Raw genomic sequence first — 24,120 nt, 5'->3', positions numbered from 1 at the left:
ATTAATTTTTTGAACAGGAGTATAAAACAAATGATAAAAACTATGATGAATGGAAAAATACATCGTGCACGTGTAACAGAAGCTAATCTTAATTATGTAGGAAGTATCACGATAGATCGCAATATTTTAGATGCGGTAGATATATTACCAAATGAGAAAGTTGCAATTGTGAATAATAACAATGGAGAAAGATTAGAAACCTATGTGATTGAAGGAGAACGTAATAGTGGAAAAATATGCCTAAATGGTGCAGCTGCTAGGCTTGTTCAAGTAAATGATATTATTATTATCATGTCTTATGTACAAGTTACAGCAGAAGAAGCATTAAATCATAGTCCAAAAGTTGCACTTATGAATGAAGATAATGAAATTATAGAGATGATACAAGAAGAAGAAGGGAAATTGATAAATTAAATATGTAGCACAGCGTATGATATATTGGATGGTTTTAATTCAAATGAAATCGACAAAAGAACTAAATGATATGAGCCTAGCGCAAGTTTTCTAATAAAACTTGCGCTAGGCTCATATTTGGTCATATACTAAAACGTTTTTATTTTGACATTGAACTAATTAATATTTAACAGATTCTAAATAAGTAACTGACTTAAATGTTTTTTCAAGTTTTGCATTTGTGCAAAGAAAAATTAAATTAAGCAATTACTTAACACAATCACAATGAAGTTATTAAATTATAAAGATAAGATAAAGTCTATTCAATATAAGTATCAAAGTCGCTTAATGCTTCAGCGCCTTTTTTTCGGTCTTCAGGATTTTTAAAGCTAATTCTTAATGCACCATAAATATCTTCACGAACTTCTAATATTCTTAAGTTGCTTATAGAAATATTATGTAAACTTAAGATGTGTGTTACTTGGCTGATCATACCTGGTTTGTCAGGAATATCTACATAAAGATCATACTCTATAGACAGTGCTCCTTGTGATTTAAGTGGCAATTCATCTCTATATACTTTTGCGTCATTATAAAAATCATATAACGCCTCCGGTTTATTTTCTTCAACGAGCGTGATGACATCTTCCATTTGTGATTTCCATTCCTTTAATATATCAACGATGGTATTTTTATTTTCAATGGTAATATCACGCCACATAATTGGACTGCCACTTGCAATTCTTGTAATATCTCTAAAACCTCCAGCAGCAAGTGTCTTAACAAGTGAAGAGTGAGACGCATGGTTTGCATTTAAATGCACGAGACTCGATGCAATGATATGAGGGACATGACTAACAATGCCTGTTACAAAATCATGTTCTTTTGGATTGGTAGCAATAAATTTAGCATTTGTTGTACTAAGTAATAAACGTATTTCATCAAAAGCTTTATCATTTGCAGGTTCATCGTGAACTAAAACATAAAAAGCATTTTCAAATAAATGTTTCTTTGCATTGAGCACCCCGGATTTATGGCTACCTGCCATTGGGTGACCACCAATTAAGTGGATATTGTAATTTAAAAGATATTGTTCATATTGCAAAATTGTCAATTTAGTACTGCCAGTATCAGTAACGATGACATTAGGCTTCGTTTGATAGTTTGGTAGTGCTTGTAAATATTTGATTGTTTGTTGCACAGGCGTGGCATAAATAATAATATCTGCATTTTCTACACAGGCTTTATAATCACTAGATTGATAATCAATAATTCCAATAGATAAAGCCTTTTCTAGTTGAGAGCGATCTGCATCATATGCAGTAATTTCAATGTCATTGTGATAATATCTTAAATTACTGGCCAGACTACCACCAATTAAGCCTAAACCTACAAAAAGTATTTGTTTCATTTTGCTGACCACCTCTATCAAAATTTTCAGAATAGTAACATTGTATAGTAGGTGAAGTTAATTCGCAATACGTGTTTCAATTTCTATTTCATAAACAGACTTAACATATAAGGACACGATTTTAAAACACTTTTGATTCGAAATGATTTAACTAAAACAAAGGCTATATATTTAAAAAGGTTAGTCACTAATTAACTTTAAATAAACTGAAGAAATTTAAAATAAGAGTTGACAAAATTAAATGATACTTGTATTATTCTAGTTAATTCATTTTGCAACGATAGTTGCCGTTTGAAAGATAAAGTAACGTATATGATTTGTAGCAAGTAGAAAGCTAATGGCAGATGAAAATTAGCACAACATATATTGTGAATTGGGCTTTTAAACGTGAGGATAATATAATAGCATTTAAAGTGAGCAATGAAATTGTTAACTAAGGTGGCACCACGGTAACGCGTCCTTACAGCATGCGTTAGTGTGGTGTTTTTTTATAAAAAAACAAAATGTAGTAAGTTGTGAATGGTAGCAAGCAGAAAGTTAGTGGTAGATGAAAACTAACACCTACACATACTGAAATTGGGTTTTGTTGGATTAAAATTGCATAATTAAATGAGTGAGTAGATGAAACTGATAATGTCTACTAATTTAGGTGGTACCGCGCATCAGCGTCCTTAATTAATATTTAAGGATGCTGATTTTTTTATGAGGAGGAATAAAAATGAAAGTACAATATCAAAGGATAAATGCTGAAGTAACACCAGAAGCATTGGCAAGATTGAAAAAACGAAAAATAGTATTGGAAAGTACAGAACAATCTAAAGTAAAAGGACGCTATTCAATTGTAATATTTGATGTGTACGGCGCCGTGACTTTAGATAATGAAAATATGGTCATTCAATACAATGATAGGCAAAATGAAATAGAAAACGAAGCACCATATGAAAAGTTGAAAGCTTTTATAGATCAATATAAAGCAGAAATAGAAGATGAAGATTTAGCACAATTACCGTTTGTATCAGGATTTGTTGGATCGTGTAGTTTTGACTTGGTAAGACATGAATTTCCTGTATTAAAGCAAATCGATTTAGCTGACCATAAACAACACGATGCTAAATTTTACATGGTAGAGGATGTATATGTATTTGATCATTACAAAGAGCATCTATATGTTATATCCACAAACTTGTTTTCAAATGAAAGTGAAGAACAATTAACACGCCGTGTCAAACGTCATGTTGATGAGTTACAAGACGTAAATATATATCCTGCACCTATAAAAAATGACACAAAAGCAAAAGCAATTGAGTCAAATATTGCTCCTGATCAATTTAAAAAAACTGTTAGCGAAATGAAATCGCTGATACAACAAGGAGATATGTTTCAAGTTGTACCTTCAATTATATATAAGTACAAACATGATTTTGGAATGAATTTACAACAATTATCTTATCAGCTTTATCAAAATTTAAAGAGACAAAACCCAAGTCCTTATATGTATTATTTGAATTTTGATGAACCAATTATTGTAGGTAGTTCGCCTGAAAGTTTTGTCAAAGTGAAAGGACAAAATGTAGTAACAAACCCAATAGCTGGAACAATAAAACGGGGCGCGACTGACAAAGAAGATCTTGAAAATGAAAAACAGTTAATCAGCGATGAAAAAGAGATAAGCGAACATAGCATGCTTGTTGATTTAGGCAGAAATGATATTCATAGAGTAAGTGAAATTGCTAGTTCTAAAATTGAAAAATTAATGTCAATAGAACGCTATGAACATGTGATGCATATTGTGAGTGAGGTAACAGGAAAGCTGAAATCAAATTATTCACCGATGACTGTAATCGCAAGTTTATTACCAACGGGTACCGTATCCGGCGCACCTAAATTAAGAGCGATACAAAGAATATATGAAGCACAACCTCAAAAAAGAGGTGTATACAGTGGTGGTATAGGATATATCAACTGTAATCATGACCTAGATTTTGCCTTAGCGATTCGTACAATGATGATTGATGAAACGTATATCAATGTAGAAGCAGGATGTGGTGTCGTCTATGATTCAATACCTGAAAAAGAATTAGAAGAAACAAAATTAAAAGCCAAAAGTTTATTGGAGGTTACACCATGATATTAGTAGTGGATAATTACGATTCTTTTACGTATAACTTAGTCGATATTGTAGGAAAGACTTCTGATGTAATTATTAAATATCCAGACGATGCAGATATATTTGATTTAGAAATAGATGGTTTGGTTATATCACCTGGCCCTGGACATCCGCTAGATACTAACCATTTAGTCAATATTATTGAACATTATAAATATAAACCGATATTAGGTGTATGTCTGGGATCACAAGCATTGACATGTTACCACGGCGGAGATGTTATCCAAAGTAAAAAAATATGTCACGGAAAAAAAGATACAATGCAGATTGTAAGTGAGTCTAAACTATACCGGAATATTACAGAATATTCTGAAATAATGAGGTACCACTCATTGATTAGTGACCCAAAAACGTTACCAGATACACTAAAAATAACTGCTCAAACAAAAGATAGTATTCAATCATTTGAACATATTAATTATTTACATTTTGGTATTCAATATCACCCAGAATCTTTTGCGACAGAATATGGGGAAGCAATCATAAGTAACTTTTTAAATATAGTAGAGGAGGCCAATTATATTGAGTCTACAAAATCATATAAAACAGTATAAACCACTTGATCAAGCACAAATGAATGAATTTATAGAATTATTGATCACGGATCAATTAGAAATCGATACTAAAAGAGAACTGTTAGAAGCCTTTTCAGAGAGAGAACCGAGTCAAGCAGAATTAACATATATGTCGAAAAGTTTAATAGGATCTATGTACCCTGAACAACCAACTTATCCTAATAGTATGTGCGTTTGTGGGACTGGTGGAGATAAATCTAATAGCTTTAATATTTCAACAACAGTATCTTTTGTATTGGCTAGTGCAGGTGTTCCAGTGATTAAACATGGTAATAGAAGTGTTACGTCAGCTTCAGGGAGTACCGATTTATTAAATGCAATGTGTATTCCAACGCGAAATGTTGAGGAAACAGAAACGCATTTAAAAGCACAAGGGCTTGTTTTTTTAAATGCGACTGAAACATATCCAATTATGAAACATATCCAACCGTTAAGGAAAGCCATTAGTAATCCAACTATTTTTAACGTTACTGGACCACTCATTAATCCGTTCAAATTAGATTATCAAGTGATGGGTGTCTATGAATCTTCACAGTTAAATAAAATTGCTCAAACATTAGCTGATTTAGGTAGAAAGAGAGCAATCGTCTTACATGGGGCCAATGGTATGGATGAAGCTACATTATCCGGGGAAAACACACTATATGAAGTAACGAAAGATAAATATATTAAATCTTATACTATTAATGCGACAGATGTAGGATTAGATTATGCCCCAAATGCAGATTTAATAGGAGGAACTCCCCAGGAAAATTTAGAAATCACAAAACAAATATTAAATGGTAAAGATCAAAGCGCGAAAAGAGATGTGGTGCTATTGAACGCAGGCATTGCCTTATATGTTTCTGAAAAAGCTACCACCATTCAAGAAGGTGTTCATAAAGCAAAGATGCTGATTAAAAATGGAGATGCGCTCAAACAATACAACAAAATGGGAGGCAAAACGTATGACTATATTGGATGAAATCGTAGCTTATAAAAAGGAATTGTTACAAAGCGGTTATTATACAAAAAAATTATCTGACCTTAAGCAAATAGACATCACGCATAAACAAACGTTTGAATCACAGTTATCACAGGCTGATCAATTATCAGTAATTGCTGAGATAAAATCAAAAAGTCCGACATTATCTGAACTTCCAGGAAGAGATTTAACACAACAAGTTAGGGCGTATGAAGCATTTGGTGCTAATGCAGTTTCAATTTTAACAGACGAACATTATTTTGGCGGAAGTTACGAACGATTACAAACATTGACACAGGTCACAGATTTACCTGTATTGTGTAAAGATTTTGTAGTTGATCCTATTCAAATTGATGTTGCCAAAAAAGCAGGGGCGTCTATTATTTTACTCATTGTAAATGTATTAACCGACAAGCAGTTGAAAGAATTATATGATTACGCGACTTCAAAAAATTTAGAAGTTTTAGTAGAAGTTCATGATAAACAAGAGTTGGCACGTGCTTACAAGTTGAATCCCAAAATTATTGGTGTAAACAATAGAGATTTAAAACGATTTGTAACAGATGTTTTGCATACCAATGAAATTTTAGAAAATAAAAAAGCAGGTTATTATTATATTTCTGAGAGTGGCATACGTAATCAACAAGATGTATTAAACATTGTAAACGCAGGTATTGATGGTTTGCTTATTGGTGAATCTTTAATGAAATGCGATGATTTAAGTCAGTTTTTACCAAGTCTTAAGTTAGATAAGGTGAAAGGATGAAGTTGAAATTTTGTGGTTTTAAAACACTTGAAGATGTATATAAAGCAAAAGATTTAAATATTGATGCAATAGGTTTTATTCATTATCCCAACAGTAAACGTTATGTGGAAATTGATAAGATACAGGCATTTGCAAATTTAATACCAAAAGATAAAGACAAAGTAGTAATTGTAGTAAATCCAGATCATCAAACAATCAGTCATCTCATAGATAATACAAATATTACTACCATTCAATTACATGGAACAGAAAATTTAGAAACTATCCATTTTATACGTCAGAAAAAAAGTAATATAAAAATTATTAAAGCTTTGCCTGCAAAAAATGCAAATACATTAGCAAAAGACATTCGATATTATAAAGATTTTGTAGACCAATTTATAATTGATACACCTTCAATTGCTTACGGTGGTACTGGCCAATCCTATGATTGGGAAATCTTAAAAGATATAAAAGATGTAGATTTTTTAATAGCTGGCGGAATGAATTATAAAAATATTCAAAGTATAAATAAACTTAATTTAAATCACAATGGTTATGATATTGCAAGTGGTATCGAAACAAATAGTATAAAAGATAGCAATAAAATGCAAGCAATCATAGAACTTGTAAAAGGAGTTAATTAAATATGGTTAAAAACATACAGACAGAAGCAGATGAATTTGGATTTTTTGGTGATTTTGGTGGTCAATATGTCCCTGAAACGTTAATGCCAGCAATTCAAGAACTTAAACAAGCTTATGGAGAAGCTAAAATAGATCCTGAGTTTCAGAATGAACTGAATAATTATTTAAAAGATTATGTGGGAAGAGAGACACCGTTAACATATGCAGCATCATATACAAAAGCGCTAGGTGGCGCAAAAATATATTTAAAAAGAGAAGATTTAAATCATACCGGTGCTCACAAAATTAATAACGCCTTGGGTCAAGCACTTTTAGCTAAAAGAATGGGCAAAAATAAATTAGTTGCAGAAACAGGTGCAGGACAACATGGTGTTGCTAGTGCGACAGCAGCGGCATTGTTTGATATGGAGCTCGTAGTGTTTATGGGTGAAGAAGATATCAAAAGACAGGAATTAAATGTATTTAGAATGGAATTACTTGGTGCAAAAGTAGAACCCGTAACGGAAGGTCAGGGTACGTTATCTGATGCAGTTAATAAGGCGCTACAATATTGGGTAAGTCATGTAGACGATACACATTATTTATTAGGGTCTGCTTTAGGTCCAGATCCATTTCCAACTATCGTGAGAGATTTCCAAAAAGTTATAGGTAATGAAATCAAAGATCAAATCAAAGTTAAGGAAGGACGTTTACCAGATGCGATGGTTGCATGCGTAGGTGGAGGTTCAAATGCAATTGGTACATTTTACCCATTTATTCAAGATGATGTGGCGCTATATGGTGTTGAAGCAGCAGGTGAGGGCATTGACAGTGACAAACATGCACTCGCAATAAATAAAGGACAAGAAGGTATTTTACATGGTACGAAAATGTATTTAATACAAGATGAAAATGGACAGATAAAATTAGCACATTCAATTTCAGCTGGGTTAGATTATCCGGGTGTAGGACCGGAACATTCATATTATCATGATATAGGTAGAGTTAAATATGCAACTGCTAGCGATAAACAAGCTATGGATGCCTTAGTGAAATTCACTCAGGCAGAAGGTATTATACCTGCGATAGAAAGTGCACACGCACTTAGTTTTGTAGAAGCGTTAGCACCATCTATGGATAAAGATCAAATCATTGTTGTTACTGTGTCAGGGCGCGGTGATAAAGATATGGAAACAATTAGAAATTACATGAGACAAGGTGGCGAAAGTGATGCATAAATTATTTATTCCCTATATCATGGGGAACAAAAATTTTATTGAAAACATGAAAATATTAAGTGACTCAGGCGCGGATATTATTGAAATAGGGGTGCCATTTTCAGATCCAGTAGCTGATGGACCAGTAATTATGGAAGCCGGTAATAAAGCCATACAACAAGGTGTGAATATCACATATATTTTTGATGAACTGACTGCACATCGTGATGCTATAAACAGTCAATACGTACTTATGACGTATATCAATATCATTAATCATTATGGAGAAGACGCTTTTTTTGACGCATGTGAGAAAGCTGGTGTATATGGCTTAATAATACCTGATTTGCCACATGAACTAGTCCAACAATTAAAAAATAGACATCCTCACCGTAAAGTTAATATTATTTCATTAGTTGCTATGACAACATCTGATGAACGCATCAATCAAATTGCTGAAAATGCTGAAGGGTTTATCTACACAGTTACAATGAATGCGACAACAGGAGAAAATGGAAAGTTCCATCCAGAGCTGAAACGAAAAATTGAAAAAATTAAAAACAAAGCGCATGTACCTGTAGTGGCAGGTTTTGGTATCCGAACTAAAGCTCATGTTAATGATATTAGCGAAGTAGCTGATGGCGTAGTCATCGGTAGTGAAATTGTTAAACGGTTTGAACAAGATCAAAATGCATCAACAATCGCTTATCTAAAATCTATTAGAACAGCGTTAGATGATGTATAAATTAACGGTTGATGTGTAAAGTTTATTTTAGGTGGGTATTGTTTGAAATAGATAGTCAATATCAAAACACAGAATTGAATTCTAACTGAGTTCAAGTAGATAAAAACCTAAATAAATGAAGAGGTGACAATCGTGAATAAAAAAGTTTTATTCATTATAACAAGTAGAGCACAATATGAAGACGGTACACCAACAGGATTATGGTTAGAGGAAGCAAGTGAACCGCATCATATTTTAACGGAAGCAGGTATCGACGTAGATATCGTTTCAATTGAGGGTGGAGAAATTCCTTTAGATCCAAATTCAACTCAAAATGATGAATTAACGAAATACGCACAATTTGTAGAAAAAATTAGTGATGTGCCAAATATAGATCACATTAATGTTTCAGAATATGATGCAGTATACCTACCAGGAGGTCACGGTACAGTATTTGATTTCGCGCATAATCAAAAATTAACGAATATATTGTCTGATTTTAAAGATGAAGGCAAATTTATCAGTTCTGTATGTCATGGTCCAAGTGCATTTGTCGGTGCAAAAGACAAAAATGGTAAATATCTTGTAGAAGGTGTTACTTTAACATCCTTTACAGATAATGAAGAGCGTACGATGGGACTAGAAAATAAAGTACCATTTTTAACGCAAACAGAGTTAGAGCAACAAGGCGCTAAATTTGTTCCAAAAGATAACTTCACAGAACATGTTGAAACAGATAACCAATTCATCACTGGCCAAAATCCTCAATCTAGTGTAGCAATCGGTGAAGCACTAAAAGATGCCTTAAAATAGCTAGTCTTTAAAAACCAGGTGATTTTAGATAACCTAAACTGCTAACAAGTATAAAACTTGTTAGTAGTTTTTATTTTTTCATAATTTAATTAAGATTTGTGTTTAAATAGTTATTCTTTGTTAAAATAAAAGTAATGCTATAATAAAGCAACACATAAATTATAAGTAAATTGTAGCATTTAGTAATTCTAACTAGGGTATCGATTTAGTTTTATAATTGAATATTGTATAATAATTAAGATTAAAGTTTAAACTCGAAATAAAGTACTATAGACAAATAGGAGTATATAAAATGAAATTTACGAATTTAACTGCAAAAGAGTTTGGTGCATTTGTTGACCATATGCCCAACAGTCATTTTACACAAATGGTAGGGAATTATGAGTTGAAAATTGCAGAAGGTACAGAAACGCATTTGGTAGGCGTGAAAAATAATGAAAATGAAGTTATAGCAGCCTGCTTATTAACTGCTGTACCGGTTATGAAAATATTCAAATATTTTTATACAAATCGTGGACCGGTGATTGATTTCGAAAATAAAGAACTTGTCCATTATTTTTTCAATGAATTAGCTAAATATGTGAAAAAACATAATGCATTGTATTTAAGAGTAGATCCATACCTTGCATATCAATATCGAAATCATGATGGAGATGTATTAGAAAATGCTGGTCATGATTGGATTTTCGATAAAATGAAGCAACTTGGATATAAACATCAAGGGTTTTTAACTGGTTTTGATCCAATTATTCAAATAAGATTCCACTCTGTTTTAGATTTAAAAGATAAGACAGCAAAAGATGTCCTAAATGATATGGATAGTTTGCGTAAACGTAATACAAAAAAAGTTCAAAAAAATGGTGTGAAAGTCAGATTCTTAGGCGAAGATGAATTACCAATTTTCCGTTCGTTTATGGAAGATACTTCAGAATCGAAAGATTTTGATGATAGAGAAGACAGCTTCTATTACAATAGACTGAAGTATTATAAGAATCGTGTATTAGTGCCATTAGCTTATATGGATTTTGAAGCATACATCGATGAACTCAAGTCAGAGCGTGAAGTGTTAAGTAAAGATATTAACAAAGCGCTTAAAGATATAGAAAAACGTCCAGAAAATAAAAAAGCATATAATAAAAAAGAAAATTTAGAAAAACAACTTATTGCAAATCAACAAAAGATTGATGAAGCTAAATCATTACAAGAACAACACGGTAATGAATTACCAATTTCAGCAGCATTCTTTATCGTCAATCCATACGAAGTAGTGTATTATGCGGGAGGAACATCTAACGAGTTTAGACATTTTGCAGGAAGCTATGCAATACAATGGAAAATGATTAATTATGCAATCGATAATAATATCGATAGATATAACTTCTATGGCATTAGTGGTGATTTTTCGGAAGAAGCAGAAGATGCAGGTGTTGTGAAGTTTAAAAAGGGATTCAACGCTGATGTAGTTGAATATGTTGGTGATTTTATAAAACCAATCAATAAGCCAATGTACAAAATTTATACAATGTTAAAGGGATTAAAAGATAAAAAGTAATATGTATTATATTTAGAAAGGAACTAGCTATAATGAAATTTACAGAGTTAACTGTCAAAGAATTTGACAATTTTGTACAAAATCCAGCATTAGAGAGTCATTACTTTCAAGTAAAAGAAAATATAGCTACTAGAGAAGAAGATGGTTTTCAAGTTGTTTTATTAGGCTTAAAAGATGATGATAATCAAGTTATCGCAGCTAGTCTTTTCTCTAAAATCCCAACTATGGGAAGCTATGTTTATTATTCAAACCGTGGTCCAGTCATGGATTATAAAGATTTAGGTTTAGTTGATTTCTATTTACGTGAATTAGATACTTATCTTCAAAAACAAAATTGCTTATATGTAAAAATGGATCCTTATTGGATATACCAAATTTATGATAAAGATATTCATCCAATGGCTGATCATCAAGAAAATGATGCGCTTGTTAATTTATTTAAATCTCATGGATATACGCATCATGGGTTTACAACAGAATATGATACCTCAAGTCAGGTTAGATGGATGGGTGTACTTAATTTAGATGGTAAAACACCTGCGTCATTAAAAAAACAGTTTGATAGTCAAAGAAAACGAAATATAAATAAAGCTATTAATTTCGGCGTAAGAGTAAGATTTTTAGAAAGAGAAGAATTTGATATCTTTTTATCACTTTATCGTGAAACTGAAAAACGTGCTGGTTTTGTATCCAAAACGGATGAATATTTCTATAATTTCATAGATAATTATGGGGATAAAGCTTTGATTCCTCTAGCTTATTTAGATTTAGATGAATATGTTACGCATACACAAGAAAGTATTAATGAAAAAGAAGCACGTAGAGATCAAATGATGCAAAATGAGAATAAATCTGACAAGCAATTGAAAAAAATTGCTGAAATCGATAAACAAATTGAACATGATAAAAAAGAATTATTACATGCGAGTGAATTAAGACAGACAGATGGCTCAATCTTAAATCTTGCAGCAGGCGTATATTTTGCTAATGCATATGAAGTGAATTACTTCTCAGGTGGGTCATCTGAGAAATACAATCAATATATGGGGCCATATATGATGCATTGGTTTATGATTAATTATTGTTTTGATCACGGATATGGTCGTTATAATTTCTATGGCTTATCTGGTGACTTCACTGAAAATAGTGAAGACTATGGTGTTTACCGATTTAAGCGTGGTTTCGGTGTACAAATCGAAGAATTAATTGGTGATTTTTATAAACCAATCAAAAAAACAAAATATAAGTTATTCAATACGCTTAACAATATTAGGAAAAAAATTAAAAAATAAAAATAAAAAGAAAGCATACTGGTATATAAGCCCTAAGCCAGTATGCTTTCTTATGTTCAAAAAAGGCAGCGACATAATGTATTCGCCGAACCTCATTTTATTTTGGCAATAGATGACTGAACTGAAGCTCTGATAAACCCTAATAATTTTTCAATTCTAGTCATTTTTGCCGCGGCTGAAAATTAGATTTCTGCCAACTCCTTTTATGTGGATAATCATGCGATGTCTATTCTGGTTGTTTCCACATTTTTAGTATATAACTCACTCATAAGAAGCGCAATATTATTTTATTCTATAATTGAATAGTAAATTCTTATATTATATTATTAATTTATTATAATTTTAAAATGTGCTTACTATACATTTACATTTTAAATACGTTTTTAAAAGAATAAATTAACGTAAGGCGTCTATGAGATAAGTTATTCCAATAATAAAGAAAACTGCGCTCATAAATACAGCGATAATAACAGCAGCGATCAATGGATTAAATAATAATATTACACCCAATATAATTTCTATAATATTTAATAAGATAGATACCATATGAAATCGTTTGTTTGAACCTTCTGCGGGTGTAATTGTAAACATATTTAAAACTGCATTAATAATAAACCATATAGCAAATAAGTAAACAATAAATGTCGTACTTGTTACTACATTAAATAATATAAGCATGCCGATGATGATGTTGATAATACCTAAGACAATCAGCAAATTTGAACCCTTTTGCGTAGCTTGTTTCATAATGCGTCTCACAAAAATTTCAATGAAACCGTTAATAACGAATAAAATACCTATTAGCCAAGTAATAGCAAATAAATTTTCTTCAGGAAAACTAATGATAAAAACACCTATAATCAAGAAGAAAACACCAATTAATAAACTGGACCATCTAATTCCCGTTTTTTGTTGCATGTTTTACACTCCAATCTTAATAACATTTACCCGTAATGAAAGAATTCAACACTTTGGTGAATCATAATAATGTTATGTTAACAAAAACGAATAACAAAGTAATCTGTTTTGTTTGATTTAATCAATATTTAGGTCCAATGTATAAGATATAGGGTTTTAAAATAAATATTCATTTTACGTTAGGGAGTGTTTGATTAATGGGTATTTCGATTCAAAAATCAATTTATAAAAAAATACTAAAAAATTTAGCTACTGAACCGTTTAGTGTAACGTTTTGGGATGGTTCAGTGGTAAATTATAACGATGGAGTTGCTAAATTCCATTTAATTTTTAACAAACCGCTAAATAAAAAACTGCTAAAAACAAATCCCATGATTGCATTAGCTGAAGGCTATATGGATAAAGATATTGAAGTCGATGGGGATTTAGAATATATTATGGAATCCATTTTTTCACAACAAAGAAGTTTTATAAATAAACCTAAGCAAAAGCATGTGCATTCTCGAAAAAAATATAAAAATACTAAAAAAATTGCTAAAGAAAATGCTTCATTTCATTATGACTTAGGCAATGATTTTTATCGCTTATGGTTAGATAAAACGATGAATTATTCATGTGCATATTTTAAAACGAAAGCAGATTCGTTATATACCGCTCAAGTTAACAAGATTAACCATATATTAAAAAAGTTAAATTTACAGTCTGGCCAGAGTTTATTGGATATTGGATCTGGATGGGGACATCTTATTATTGAAGCTGCAAAACAATATAATGTTCAAACATTAGGTATTACATTAAGTGAAGAACAATATATCAAAACAAAAGAGCGCATAAAGGCTGAAGGTTTGATCGGCCAGGTGGATGTTAAGTTAATGGATTATAGAGAACTTATTAATGAAAAAAGAACTTTTGATCGAATTGTAAGTGTAGGCATGTTAGAACATGTTGGGCATGATCATATTCCTATATTCATGGAAAATACACATAAGTTATTGAACGATGGCGGTGTGGCATTGTTACATTGTATTACTGGACTTGTTGAAGTAGAAGGTAACGACTTTCTCACTAAATATATTTTCCCCGGAGGTGCAATTCCTTCAATAAGAGCATTAGTTGACAATATGTCACAGAATAACTTGAAAATTGTAGATGTAGAAAGCTTAAGAAGGCATTACACTTTAACTTTACGTAACTGGGCAGAAAATTTTGAAGCAAATATAGATAAAGTACGCGAACAATTTGATGAGCGATTTATAAGAATGTGGCGTTTGTATTTAAATGCATGTGCGGCAAACTTCACATGTGGTGTTTCCGATTTGCATCAATTTTTAATCACAAAAGGTGTTAATAATGAACTTCCAATGACAAGAGATTATTTATACTGTGATAATTAATACAAAAATTTTGATAAATGGTGTTGAAACTTAATTTTCTGTTTTAACACCATTTATATTTATATAGTACTTAAAGTAATTGGCATTTATAGTTTATTTTATTTATGTTATGTAAACTATAAATATTATAGGTTTAATTAAAAACCATACAGTTAAAGATTATTGCGAGTAATGTTTGATAGCATTCTCGCTTATATTTTTAAAAATTGTAATTATTTTAATAAAGCTATATCATTTTGAAACGCTGAGAAGTTGATTTTTGAACGTTGAACTTTGTTTTTGTGTATCAATGTAGATATGATTGCAAATGAGCGAACAAAAATTTGTTTATAAATATGTTATCGGTATTTAGATCTCTACAGTAAGATTATAAAAATTATATATTGAGCATTGCTGTTGAAAAATTAAGAGCAAATGAATGAAACTAAATACATATAATGATGATGACTAACATAGACATATTGAAATTGTTGTTAATGTATGTTTTCAATTCATTTTAAACGTATAGATTTTGATGATTTATCAAAGCTGAATTAAGCAATACTTGGACTTAAATAAAGTAAGTGATAAATATCTTTTAAATAAGACGAAAATCGGCATACATATTTCAGTTAACAATTTAGTTTACATAATATATATTATAGGAAGTTATGTATATTTTGATATAGGGCACCTATTTTGCATTAATTTATATTTTAGTTTCTGTTTAAATTAGATTATGAGTTATATTAATACTGTATTCATGACTGTAAATATCAAACGACCATGTGTTTTTATAGCCAGTAAGTTAGATTGTATGTTAAATATTTGCTGTAAATCTATAATTTATTATTGTTGATTTTGACGTAGTTATTTAACGTAATTAACAGATAATGTCATATAAAATATATGCCTTTATCAAATCGTAATTTTTTGGATTTAATAAAGGCGTATATGATTATTGATTGTTCTTTACATAAACTTCAATTGAGTCTTTAATGAATTGAGCGGTGCCAGCTCCAAATTTATCTATATTTACTTTGAATCGTTCGTCTTCAACATACATATGACCTAAACGTTCAAAGATGTCTAGTGTGTAATCAAAATTTATGTTTGAATTTAGATAATCAAACCAATTTTGCACATTTGATTGGACTTCAGCAGATTCTGGCGATTGGCTTTTTAAATTGGCAAAAGTTGAAAAGATATCATTCATTTCTTTAGTTTTCACAACTTTTTCTTTATCTGACCACGCGTTGATATGTTGGTTTGCTTTCGTAACGGTAGAATCGCCCCACTTTTTACGTGCTTCTTCATCATAGCTTTTGGGTAAATTGTCAAAATTAAAACCCTTGAATTTTTCTTCATTTGTCATAGTTATTTCTCCCCTCATATAGCGTAACGTTTGATCGATTGTTTGAATCATTTGATCGGTTCGATTTTTTCGATCTATAAGCAATTGTTTGTGCATTTTTAAGGCTTCTTGTCTATCAAAGGATGGACTAGCAATGATTGATTTAATTTTTTTAAGAGGAAAATCTAGCTCTCTAAAAAATAATATTTGTTGTAGTTTATCTAAGTCTGCTTCTGAATATAGCCGATACCCTGATTTAGACAGTTTGGTAGGATTTAATAAATGAATTTCATCATAATAATGTAACGTACGCACACTGATACCTACTAAATCTGCAATCTGTTTAACTGTCATTTGCATTTAATTTACCTCCTTATATAATAACTATAATCTTTAACGGAACGTTAGGGTCAATAATAACTTTTTACATAATTTATAGCAGTATAAAAAAAGTCCCTGAGACAAAATATGTCTGGGACTTTTAACCATATTAGTTGACGCAATTATTATGGGATTAATTTTCTATGTTATATTTAAATAATTATTTTCTTCTTTTAAACTCATGTGCTTCGTCTTCAGGTGAGATACCACGTTTTCGCATTTCTTTAAGCGCCTTTTTTTCTCGACGTTTACGTCTAAAGTCACGTGTGAAATACCAAATTAAAAAGCTCATGATTAAACTTAGTACCGCCATAAATGCAGCAAAACCTAATAATGGCTCGTAAGTAATATTTTCGAAATTAGGTATTAAGAATGCAGCAATAGCTAAAATTACAAATGTTAAAATAGCTGATGTAAACCATTTATTTAAAACAAGTGTACAGAATAATGTAACTATTATAACAGCTACCACTGTAATCCATAAAAAATTGGGTAAATCAAAAATAGTCATTTATAGCGCTCCTTATAAAAATCGACATACTTGTCATTATAATAATATTATTATACTAAACGAAATTATATATCATATCCATCTTGAGTCGTATAATAATATATTAAAATATTGCATTAATCACGTCAATTAACATTTGTTTTGTTCAAGTAGAAAGTTTGTTTTCTGATGCGAATTTAGCATATAAACGCACAATTGTATCTTACAAGGTGATTTCATGTATAATTAAAATTGAATTTATTATACATAACTAGGAGTGATTAAATGGCGGATACTTTACCACTTAGAAATGAAGTTTCTGATGAAATAACTTGGGACATTTCAGCTCTGTTTTCTTCCGATGAAGCATTTTATCAAACTTTAGAAAAAACAACAGCTGCTGCTAAAACATTTAATGAAAACTATGTTCATCAATTGGATAATCCTACTATAATTGAAAAGGCATTGGCTATATATTCTGATATTCTGATTGAATTAGATAAAATGGCAAATTATGCAGAGTTGAGATTAAGTGTGGATACAACAAATGAACATGCACAAACATTAAGTGCTAAATTTTCAAATACTTATGGGAAAATTGCCAGTGAATTATCATTTGTTGAGTCCGAAATATTGGCACTTTCAGATGAAACGTTCAAGCGTTTTATCTCAACATCTAAATACCCACATTTTTTGGAAAAATTAAAGGCACGCAAACCTTATCAACTTAGTCCTGAAGTTGAAAAAACATTAGCAAGTTTATCATCAGTGTTTGAACGCCCTTTTGAATTATATGGTATCACGAAGATGTTAGATATAGATTTTGACTCATTTGAATATAAAGGCAAAACATACTCTTTAGATTATGCTACTTTTGAAAATGAATATGAAGATCATCCAGAAGAAGCATTTAGAAGAATTAGTTTCAAAAAATTTAGCGATGCATTAAATAAGTATCAACATACAACTGCTGCGACATATAATATGCAAGTACAACAAGAAAAAATTGAAGCAGATCTACGCGGTTATGATTCTGTAATAGATTACCTACTACAAGATCAAGAAATTAATCGAGATATGTTTGATCGCCAAATTGATGTTATTATGAGTGATTTAGCACCTATTATGCAAAAATATGCAAAATTGATTAAACGTGTTCATGGCTTAGAAGTCATGCATTTTGAAGATTTAAAAATATCTATAGATCCTAATTACGAACCCGATATCTCTATTGAGGATTCTAAAAAGTATATTTATGGTGCATTAAATGTTTTAGGTAAAGATTATTTAAATATGGTTGAAACGGCCTATCAAGATAGATGGATAGATTTTGCTCAAAATAAAGGTAAAGATACTGGTGCGTATTGTGCAAGTCCATATGCTACACATTCATATATATTTATTTCTTGGACTGGAAAAATGACTGAAACCTTTGTTTTAGCACATGAATTAGGTCATGCTGGTCATTTTACCTTAGCACAAAGTCATCAAAATTATTTAGAATCAGAACCGTCCATGTATTTTGTAGAAGCACCATCGACAATGAATGAGATGCTAATGGCAAATTATTTATTCAAAAACAGTAGTGATGCTCAATTTAAGCGCTGGGTAATTGGTTCTATCGTTTCTAGAACTTATTATCACAATATGGTAACGCACTTACTAGAAGCAGCGTATCAACGCGAGGTATATAAAAAAGTTGATGATGGTGAATCATTGACTGCCCCGTTATTGAATCGAATTATGTTGGATGTTTATTCTCAATTTTTTGGAGAAAGTGTTAAATTTACAAAAGGTGCTGAACTTACATGGATGAGACAACCACATTATTATATGGGATTATATTCGTATACGTATTCTGCTGGTTTAACAATTGGTACGGTAATGTCACAACGTATTCAACAAGAGGGACAACCTGCTGTGAATGATTGGTTAACTACATTGAAAGCAGGAGGTAGCCAATCACCTGCCGAATTAGCTCAATTAGCTGGTATTGATATTAGCACGGATCAACCACTAAAAGCGACAATTGCATATATAGGTAACTTGGTAGATGAGTTAGAACAACTTACAGATGAAATCGAGGCTGAAGATCAATAACTATAATATAAACAAAGATCTATCTTAAATATAAAGCACGATGCCGATAAAATAAGCAAATCCGGATTTCCAACTGGATGTAGCTAATATTCGACATCGTGCTATTTGTATTTAATCATATGATTCGTAACGTTCACCTGTAACAAAGTAAAAAATGCTTTCTGCAACATTGCTAATGTGGTCACCAATACGTTCTAAATGTCTAGCTGCTAGATGTGCTTGTCCTGCAACAAAAGGGTCGTTATCTATTAAATAAGTTGTGTTAACGATATTTTTATATAAATCATCTATATCTTCGTCACGTTCGATAATTTCCTTAATTAAAGTGACATCATCTCTTTTTACTGCATCATCTAAATCTTTTAACATTAATAATGCGAGTTTACCCATAGTATTCAATCTTGTAAGCACATATTCATCGGTGATTTTAGCGCGTAATCTAATTTCAGCAATATTTGCGGCATTATCACCTATTCTTTCGAAATCAGAAGCGATTTTTAGTGCAGCCATCATTAATCTTAAATCAGTAGCAATAGGCTGTTGTTTGGTGATTAACATAATCACTTTTTCATTTATTTCTGTTTCTAAGGCATTAATATCCTTATCGTTCGCAATCGTTTGGCGCGCATAATTTCTATCCTCTTCACTTAACGATCTTAATGCATATTCAATATTATAATATACGTGAAGGCCAAGTCGACGTAAATCTTTCATTAATTCGTCTAATTGGCCTTCATATTTTTCTCTAATAACCATATATTAACCGAAGCGACCAGAGATATAATCTTCTGTTTGTTTGTCTGAAGGATTAGAGAAGATTTTATCAGTGTCGTCGTATTCATTTACATAGCCGTTAAGGAAAAATGCTGTTTTATCAGAAACACGCGCAGCTTGTTGCATATTATGTGTAACAATAATAATTGAATATTTTTCTTTTAACTCTTGTACGAGTTCTTCTACTTTCAATGTTGAAATTGGATCCAACGCAGATGTTGGTTCATCCATTAAAATAACATCTGGTTCAATTGCTAATGTACGTGCGATACAAACACGTTGTTGTTGACCACCTGATAAGCTATATGCATTTGTATCTAAGCGGTCTTTTAACTCATCCCATATTGCAGCGCCACGTAAAGATTTTTCGACAATTTCGTCAAGAATCTTTTTATTTTTAATACCATGTATTTTAGGTCCGTAAGTGATGTTATCATATATAGATTTTGGGAATGGGTTCGGTTGTTGGAAAACCATTCCGACATTTGTTCTTAATTTTTCAACAGAATATTTTTCATCAAAAATATTCTGATCACGGTAAATGATTTTACCTGCTGTTTTAACAGATGGCACAAGTTCTACCATCCTATTTAATGTTTTAATATAAGTAGATTTACCACAACCTGATGGTCCTATGATTGCAGTGACATTATTTTCTAAAATATCTAGATTGATGTTTTTTAAAGCATGATTATCGCCATACCATAAATCTAAATTTTTTGTAGAATAAACTATTTTTTTCTCACTATCAGGAATTTTATTGTCATTTTTATTTGTTTCTCTATCAATCGATGCAATTGGTGCAGAATCTTGATTTGTATGTTCTGCGATTTTTGATTTTTCTTCTTTAATTGTATCTTTAGTCATAATTAAAACTCCTTTTGCGATTATGTTATAAACTATAAAATTATAATTTTCCCCAAAATAACCGCTTAATTAAATTTGATTTTGAAATAACATTAATATTTTTTACTGTATTTATTTCTTAAGAATATTGCGATTGCGTTCATTAGCAGTAAAATCACTAGCAAGACAATGATACCGGCCGACGCAACATTTTGGAATTCATCTTGTGGTAGTTTTGCCCAATTGTAAATCGACATTGGCAACGCTTGGAATTGGTCGAATACACTTGAAGGTAAACTTAATAATACGGTTGGTATACCAATAAGTATGAGTGGTGCAGTTTCACCTAATGCACGAGATAATGCTAGAATGAAGCCTGTTAATATACCAGGAATCGCTGCTGGTAATACAACGCGACGAATCGTTTGCCATTTGTTTCCACCTAAGCCATATGAAGCTTCTCTAACAGAGCTTGGTACCGATCTGATGGCTTCTTGGCTTGCAACGATAATGACTGGTAAGATAAGTAACGACATAGTTAAAGCCGCAGCAAGTACAGAGTTACTTAAAGCAAGCGCTTCTATACCCATACCTCTTACAAAAATAGTGAGACCAAGTAAACCAAAAACGACTGAAGGTACACCAGCTAAGTTTGAAATACTAACTTTAATAAAACTTGTTAATGCATTATCTTTAGCATATTCTTCTAAATAAATTGCTGTACCTACACCCAATATAATTGAAATTGGAATAATAGTAATCATTAACCAAATTGTACCGATTAAACCGCCTTTCACACCGGCCATTGAAGGCGTAGAAGATGAGAAATTGGTGAAGAACGACGGTGTTAAATGCCCTGCACCTTTAATGAGTGTATCTATAATTAAAGCAGCTAAAAAAAGTAAGGCTACTAAAGTACATGTGAAAAATGCCCATTTATTGAATTTATTTGTTGCTAACCTACTGGAAAGTTTTTTCTCAACTTTTTGTTGATTAACAAGCGCTTTAGTATTTGTCTCTGCCATTTTAATACTCCTCTCTAAAGCGTTTCGTAATCCATTGTGAAATTAAATTCATCACAAGTGTGAATAAGAATAGTGTGAAACCAACAGCATAGATACTGTAATAGATATCTGAGCCAAATGTCGCATCTCCTGTTGCAACTTGCACAATATATCCAGTCATCGTTTGGATAGATCCGGTTAAATCTAATGAAGAACTTGGAGTACTACCTGCTGCAAGTGATACAATCATCGTTTCCCCGATTGCACGTGAGACAGCTAATACGATAGATGCCATAATACCTGAAGTAGCAGCTGGTAATATCACTTTTGTAGCAACTTCAAATTTTGTTGCGCCTAAACCGAGTGCACCTTCACGCATTTTATTTGGCACAGATGACATCGCGTCTTCACTCATGCTCGAAATTAGTGGAATAATCATAACGCCTACGACAATACCTGGACTAATTGAATTGAAACTACCTAATTCAGGAAATATTGCACGGAGTACAGGGGTAACAAATGTTAAAGCGAAAAAGCCGAAAACAATTGTTGGTATCCCAGATAATATTTCTAAAATCGGCTTTATTATTTTTCTCACTCTTGTAGAAGCATATTCACTTAAATATAAAGCAGCGCCTAATCCTAAAGGAACAGCAACAATTGTTGCAATAACTGTTATTTTAAGCGTACCTAAGATCAATGCCCAAATGCCATATTGTGGTGTTGATGAGAATGGATTCCAATCTTTGGAGAATAAAAACTCAGTAATTGGAACACGTGTAAAAAATGTAATGGTCTCTGTTAATAATGTAACGATTATCCCTACTGTTGCTAAAATTGAGCAAATTGCAATGATTCCCAGAATGATCGGTACAATTTTATCGCTAATACCTTTTTTCTTAGCATTGTTTTTAGCAATCATTTCACTAACAGAAGTATTCTGATTAGCCATGTAAATACCCTTCTTTCTTATAGACTCCCAATATTTAAAATAAAAGTCGGGATTGTTCATCATCTAGTGTTGAGCAACATAGCGATTTTCACTATATTGTTAAACGCTAGATAAATTGAACTTGGAAGTAGATAGATAACTTAATCATGCTATTTGTCTATCTACTTCCTGAATCCCAACTTTAAAATTGCTATTATGTTTATTTATCTTCTTTTTTGCTGTCTTTTTTGTCGCTATCTTTACCAATGATGTCTTTTAATTTGCTTTGTTGTTCAGTGTAATCTTTTTCAGGTAAGGCAACAAATCCTGCGTCTTCAGCTGATTTTCCTTTATCCTTCATGACAAATTTCATGAAGTCTTGGAATCCTTCATTATCTTTTAATTTTTTCTCGTTAGTGTAGATATAAAGTGGTCTACTTAATGCGTAAGAACCATCTTGAATTGTTTTCTTAGTTGGTTCAGTTAATTTACCATTTTCATCTTTGATTTTAACTTCTTTTAGCTTGTCTTTATTTTGTTTATAGAAGTTATAACCAAAATAGCCGACACTATCTTTATTTTTCTCTACTGACTGAACAATTGTATTTGTATCAGCATTTTTCTCTGCTTTAATATCTTTTTTGTCCATAATTTCTTCAGAGAAGAAATCGTAAGTACCGTGAGATTGGTCAGGAGAAAATGCTTTGATTTCTTTGTCTGGCCATTTTGAATTAACGTCTTTCCATGTTTTTGCTTTGCCTGAGTAGATTTCATTTAATTGTTCTTTAGTAAGTTCATCTACAAAGTCGTTATCTTTATTTACAGTAATTGTCACACCATCTTGAGCAACTTTAAACTCATCATATTTAATACCTTTATCATCTAATTTTTTCTTTTCTTCGTCTTTTATAGGTCTAGATGCATTTGAGAAATCAGTGCTGCCTGAAATGAATTTTTCAAAACCGCCACCAGTTCCAGCTGTACCATTAGATACAGTTACATCTGAATTATCTTTTGCGAATTTTTCATTTAATTTTTCAATGATTGGACCTACAGTAGATGAACCATCACCTTTAACTTCTCCACTTCCTTTACCAGAATCGCTATTTCCACCGCCACAAGCTCCTAATAAAAGTGAAGCGCCGATTACAGTAGTACCAAATAATTGCCATTTTTTCATTGAAACATCCTCCTAATAAGTGAATAACCCAAAAGTTATATGTATTTCTTACAGTTCCTATACTACACACCTTTTATTAAATACAAATATAGATAATGTAAATCTTTTGTTAAGTATTTATTGACCTCATTTACAAAATTCACAATAAGAGATTCTATGTATGCTATGATTTTTGAAATGTTGATATGACGGTATTTGTAAAAATATAAATATTACAAAATACGTTTGTTTTGTAATATAAAAACAAAAAAATCCTGTACTACACAACGATTTATGTAGTACAGGATAAA

At 31.5% G+C, this 24,120-nt stretch carries 22 protein-coding genes; 13 read left to right on the top strand and 9 right to left on the bottom strand.

Annotated features, from left to right (window positions below; all coding sequences use genetic code 11):
- The first annotated feature begins 30 nt into the window (after positions 1-30).
- Positions 31-414 (top strand): aspartate 1-decarboxylase, encoded by a 384-nt coding sequence (gene panD / locus JG554_RS07345; protein WP_046208322.1) that lies wholly within the window; start codon positions 31-33, stop codon positions 412-414.
- Positions 415-712: 298 nt separating this feature from the next.
- On the opposite strand, the gene JG554_RS07340 is transcribed toward panD, so the two are convergent.
- On the bottom strand, positions 713-1,804 hold the full coding sequence (locus JG554_RS07340; protein WP_203265216.1) for a prephenate dehydrogenase: 1,092 nt from the start codon (positions 1,802-1,804) through the stop codon (positions 713-715).
- Positions 1,805-2,522: 718 nt separating this feature from the next.
- Here JG554_RS07340 and JG554_RS07335 point away from each other — a divergent pair.
- The 10 genes from JG554_RS07335 (at position 2,523) to JG554_RS07290 (ending at position 12,479) form a co-directional block, all read left to right on the top strand.
- A complete protein-coding gene (locus JG554_RS07335; RefSeq protein ID WP_107360295.1) occupies positions 2,523-3,932 on the top strand; it encodes an anthranilate synthase component I in 1,410 nt (469 codons plus the stop codon).
- Positions 3,929-4,525, top strand: coding sequence for an anthranilate synthase component II (locus tag JG554_RS07330; protein WP_046208319.1), 597 nt, complete (start codon positions 3,929-3,931; stop codon positions 4,523-4,525). The genes JG554_RS07335 and JG554_RS07330 overlap by 4 nt, the downstream gene beginning before the upstream one ends.
- Positions 4,494-5,510: an anthranilate phosphoribosyltransferase gene (gene trpD, locus JG554_RS07325; RefSeq protein ID WP_107360294.1), complete on the top strand. Its 1,017-nt coding sequence runs from the start codon at positions 4,494-4,496 to the stop codon at positions 5,508-5,510. Before JG554_RS07330 ends, trpD begins: the two co-directional genes overlap by 32 nt.
- The gene (trpC, locus tag JG554_RS07320) at positions 5,494-6,276 is read left to right on the top strand and encodes an indole-3-glycerol phosphate synthase TrpC (protein ID WP_064208984.1); all 783 of its coding nucleotides are present in this window, start codon (positions 5,494-5,496) and stop codon (positions 6,274-6,276) included. The genes trpD and trpC overlap by 17 nt, the downstream gene beginning before the upstream one ends.
- Complete coding sequence (locus JG554_RS07315) at positions 6,273-6,902, top strand: phosphoribosylanthranilate isomerase (protein WP_107360293.1); 630 nt, start codon at positions 6,273-6,275, stop codon at positions 6,900-6,902. The genes trpC and JG554_RS07315 overlap by 4 nt, the downstream gene beginning before the upstream one ends.
- A gap of 2 nt (positions 6,903-6,904) precedes the next feature.
- Entirely contained in the window at positions 6,905-8,119 is a 1,215-nt protein-coding gene (gene trpB / locus JG554_RS07310; protein ID WP_203265215.1) for a tryptophan synthase subunit beta, read from the top strand.
- A complete protein-coding gene (gene trpA / locus JG554_RS07305) occupies positions 8,112-8,843 on the top strand; it encodes a tryptophan synthase subunit alpha (protein WP_107360291.1) in 732 nt (243 codons plus the stop codon). The genes trpB and trpA overlap by 8 nt, the downstream gene beginning before the upstream one ends.
- Before the next feature lie 132 nt (positions 8,844-8,975).
- On the top strand, positions 8,976-9,635 hold the full coding sequence (locus JG554_RS07300) for a type 1 glutamine amidotransferase domain-containing protein (RefSeq protein ID WP_046208313.1): 660 nt from the start codon (positions 8,976-8,978) through the stop codon (positions 9,633-9,635).
- A gap of 292 nt (positions 9,636-9,927) precedes the next feature.
- Positions 9,928-11,187, top strand: coding sequence for an aminoacyltransferase (locus JG554_RS07295; protein WP_046208312.1), 1,260 nt, complete (start codon positions 9,928-9,930; stop codon positions 11,185-11,187).
- A gap of 32 nt (positions 11,188-11,219) precedes the next feature.
- Positions 11,220-12,479, top strand: coding sequence for an aminoacyltransferase (locus JG554_RS07290; RefSeq protein WP_046208311.1), 1,260 nt, complete (start codon positions 11,220-11,222; stop codon positions 12,477-12,479).
- A gap of 396 nt (positions 12,480-12,875) precedes the next feature.
- On the opposite strand, the gene JG554_RS07285 is transcribed toward JG554_RS07290, so the two are convergent.
- The gene (locus JG554_RS07285; protein ID WP_046208310.1) at positions 12,876-13,397 is read right to left on the bottom strand and encodes a DUF308 domain-containing protein; all 522 of its coding nucleotides are present in this window, start codon (positions 13,395-13,397) and stop codon (positions 12,876-12,878) included.
- A 197-nt stretch (positions 13,398-13,594) separates the two neighbouring features.
- On the opposite strand from JG554_RS07285, the gene JG554_RS07280 reads away from it, so the two are divergent.
- Positions 13,595-14,791 carry an SAM-dependent methyltransferase gene (locus JG554_RS07280; RefSeq protein ID WP_119505798.1) on the top strand — a complete coding sequence of 399 codons (1,197 nt, stop codon included), beginning with the start codon at positions 13,595-13,597 and terminating at the stop codon, positions 14,789-14,791.
- A 937-nt stretch (positions 14,792-15,728) separates the two neighbouring features.
- Here JG554_RS07280 and JG554_RS07275 read toward each other — a convergent pair.
- Together JG554_RS07275 and JG554_RS07270 are read right to left on the bottom strand one after the other, a co-directional pair.
- Entirely contained in the window at positions 15,729-16,484 is a 756-nt protein-coding gene (locus JG554_RS07275; RefSeq protein ID WP_070038130.1) for a MerR family transcriptional regulator, read from the bottom strand.
- Between the two features lie 181 nt (positions 16,485-16,665).
- The gene (locus JG554_RS07270; protein WP_070038133.1) at positions 16,666-17,016 is read right to left on the bottom strand and encodes a hypothetical protein; all 351 of its coding nucleotides are present in this window, start codon (positions 17,014-17,016) and stop codon (positions 16,666-16,668) included.
- Between the two features lie 264 nt (positions 17,017-17,280).
- Between JG554_RS07270 and pepF the strand changes: the two genes are divergently transcribed.
- The gene (gene pepF / locus JG554_RS07265; RefSeq protein ID WP_070658519.1) at positions 17,281-19,095 is read left to right on the top strand and encodes an oligoendopeptidase F; all 1,815 of its coding nucleotides are present in this window, start codon (positions 17,281-17,283) and stop codon (positions 19,093-19,095) included.
- 111 nt (positions 19,096-19,206) lie between these two features.
- Here pepF and phoU read toward each other — a convergent pair whose 3' ends face one another.
- From phoU to JG554_RS07240, 5 genes are all read right to left on the bottom strand, one after another.
- Positions 19,207-19,851 carry a phosphate signaling complex protein PhoU gene (gene phoU / locus JG554_RS07260; protein ID WP_046208305.1) on the bottom strand — a complete coding sequence of 215 codons (645 nt, stop codon included), beginning with the start codon at positions 19,849-19,851 and terminating at the stop codon, positions 19,207-19,209.
- 3 nt (positions 19,852-19,854) lie between these two features.
- Entirely contained in the window at positions 19,855-20,736 is an 882-nt protein-coding gene (gene pstB, locus JG554_RS07255) for a phosphate ABC transporter ATP-binding protein PstB (RefSeq protein ID WP_046208304.1), read from the bottom strand.
- Between the two features lie 92 nt (positions 20,737-20,828).
- Positions 20,829-21,740, bottom strand: a complete 912-nt coding sequence (gene pstA, locus JG554_RS07250; protein WP_019468772.1) for a phosphate ABC transporter permease PstA — start codon at positions 21,738-21,740, stop codon at positions 20,829-20,831.
- Between the two features lies 1 nt (position 21,741).
- A complete protein-coding gene (gene pstC / locus JG554_RS07245) occupies positions 21,742-22,671 on the bottom strand; it encodes a phosphate ABC transporter permease subunit PstC (RefSeq protein WP_046208303.1) in 930 nt (309 codons plus the stop codon).
- Between the two features lie 199 nt (positions 22,672-22,870).
- Entirely contained in the window at positions 22,871-23,830 is a 960-nt protein-coding gene (locus tag JG554_RS07240; protein WP_064208976.1) for a PstS family phosphate ABC transporter substrate-binding protein, read from the bottom strand.
- Positions 23,831-24,120: the final 290 nt, after the last annotated feature.

The sequence above is a fragment of the Staphylococcus sp. 11-B-312 genome (assembly GCF_016743055.1).
Taxonomy (GTDB): Bacteria; Bacillota; Bacilli; order Staphylococcales; family Staphylococcaceae; genus Staphylococcus; species Staphylococcus ureilyticus.
The sequence above is the reverse complement of the archived record's forward strand: the minus strand, read 5'-3'. Positions and strand labels throughout refer to the sequence as shown.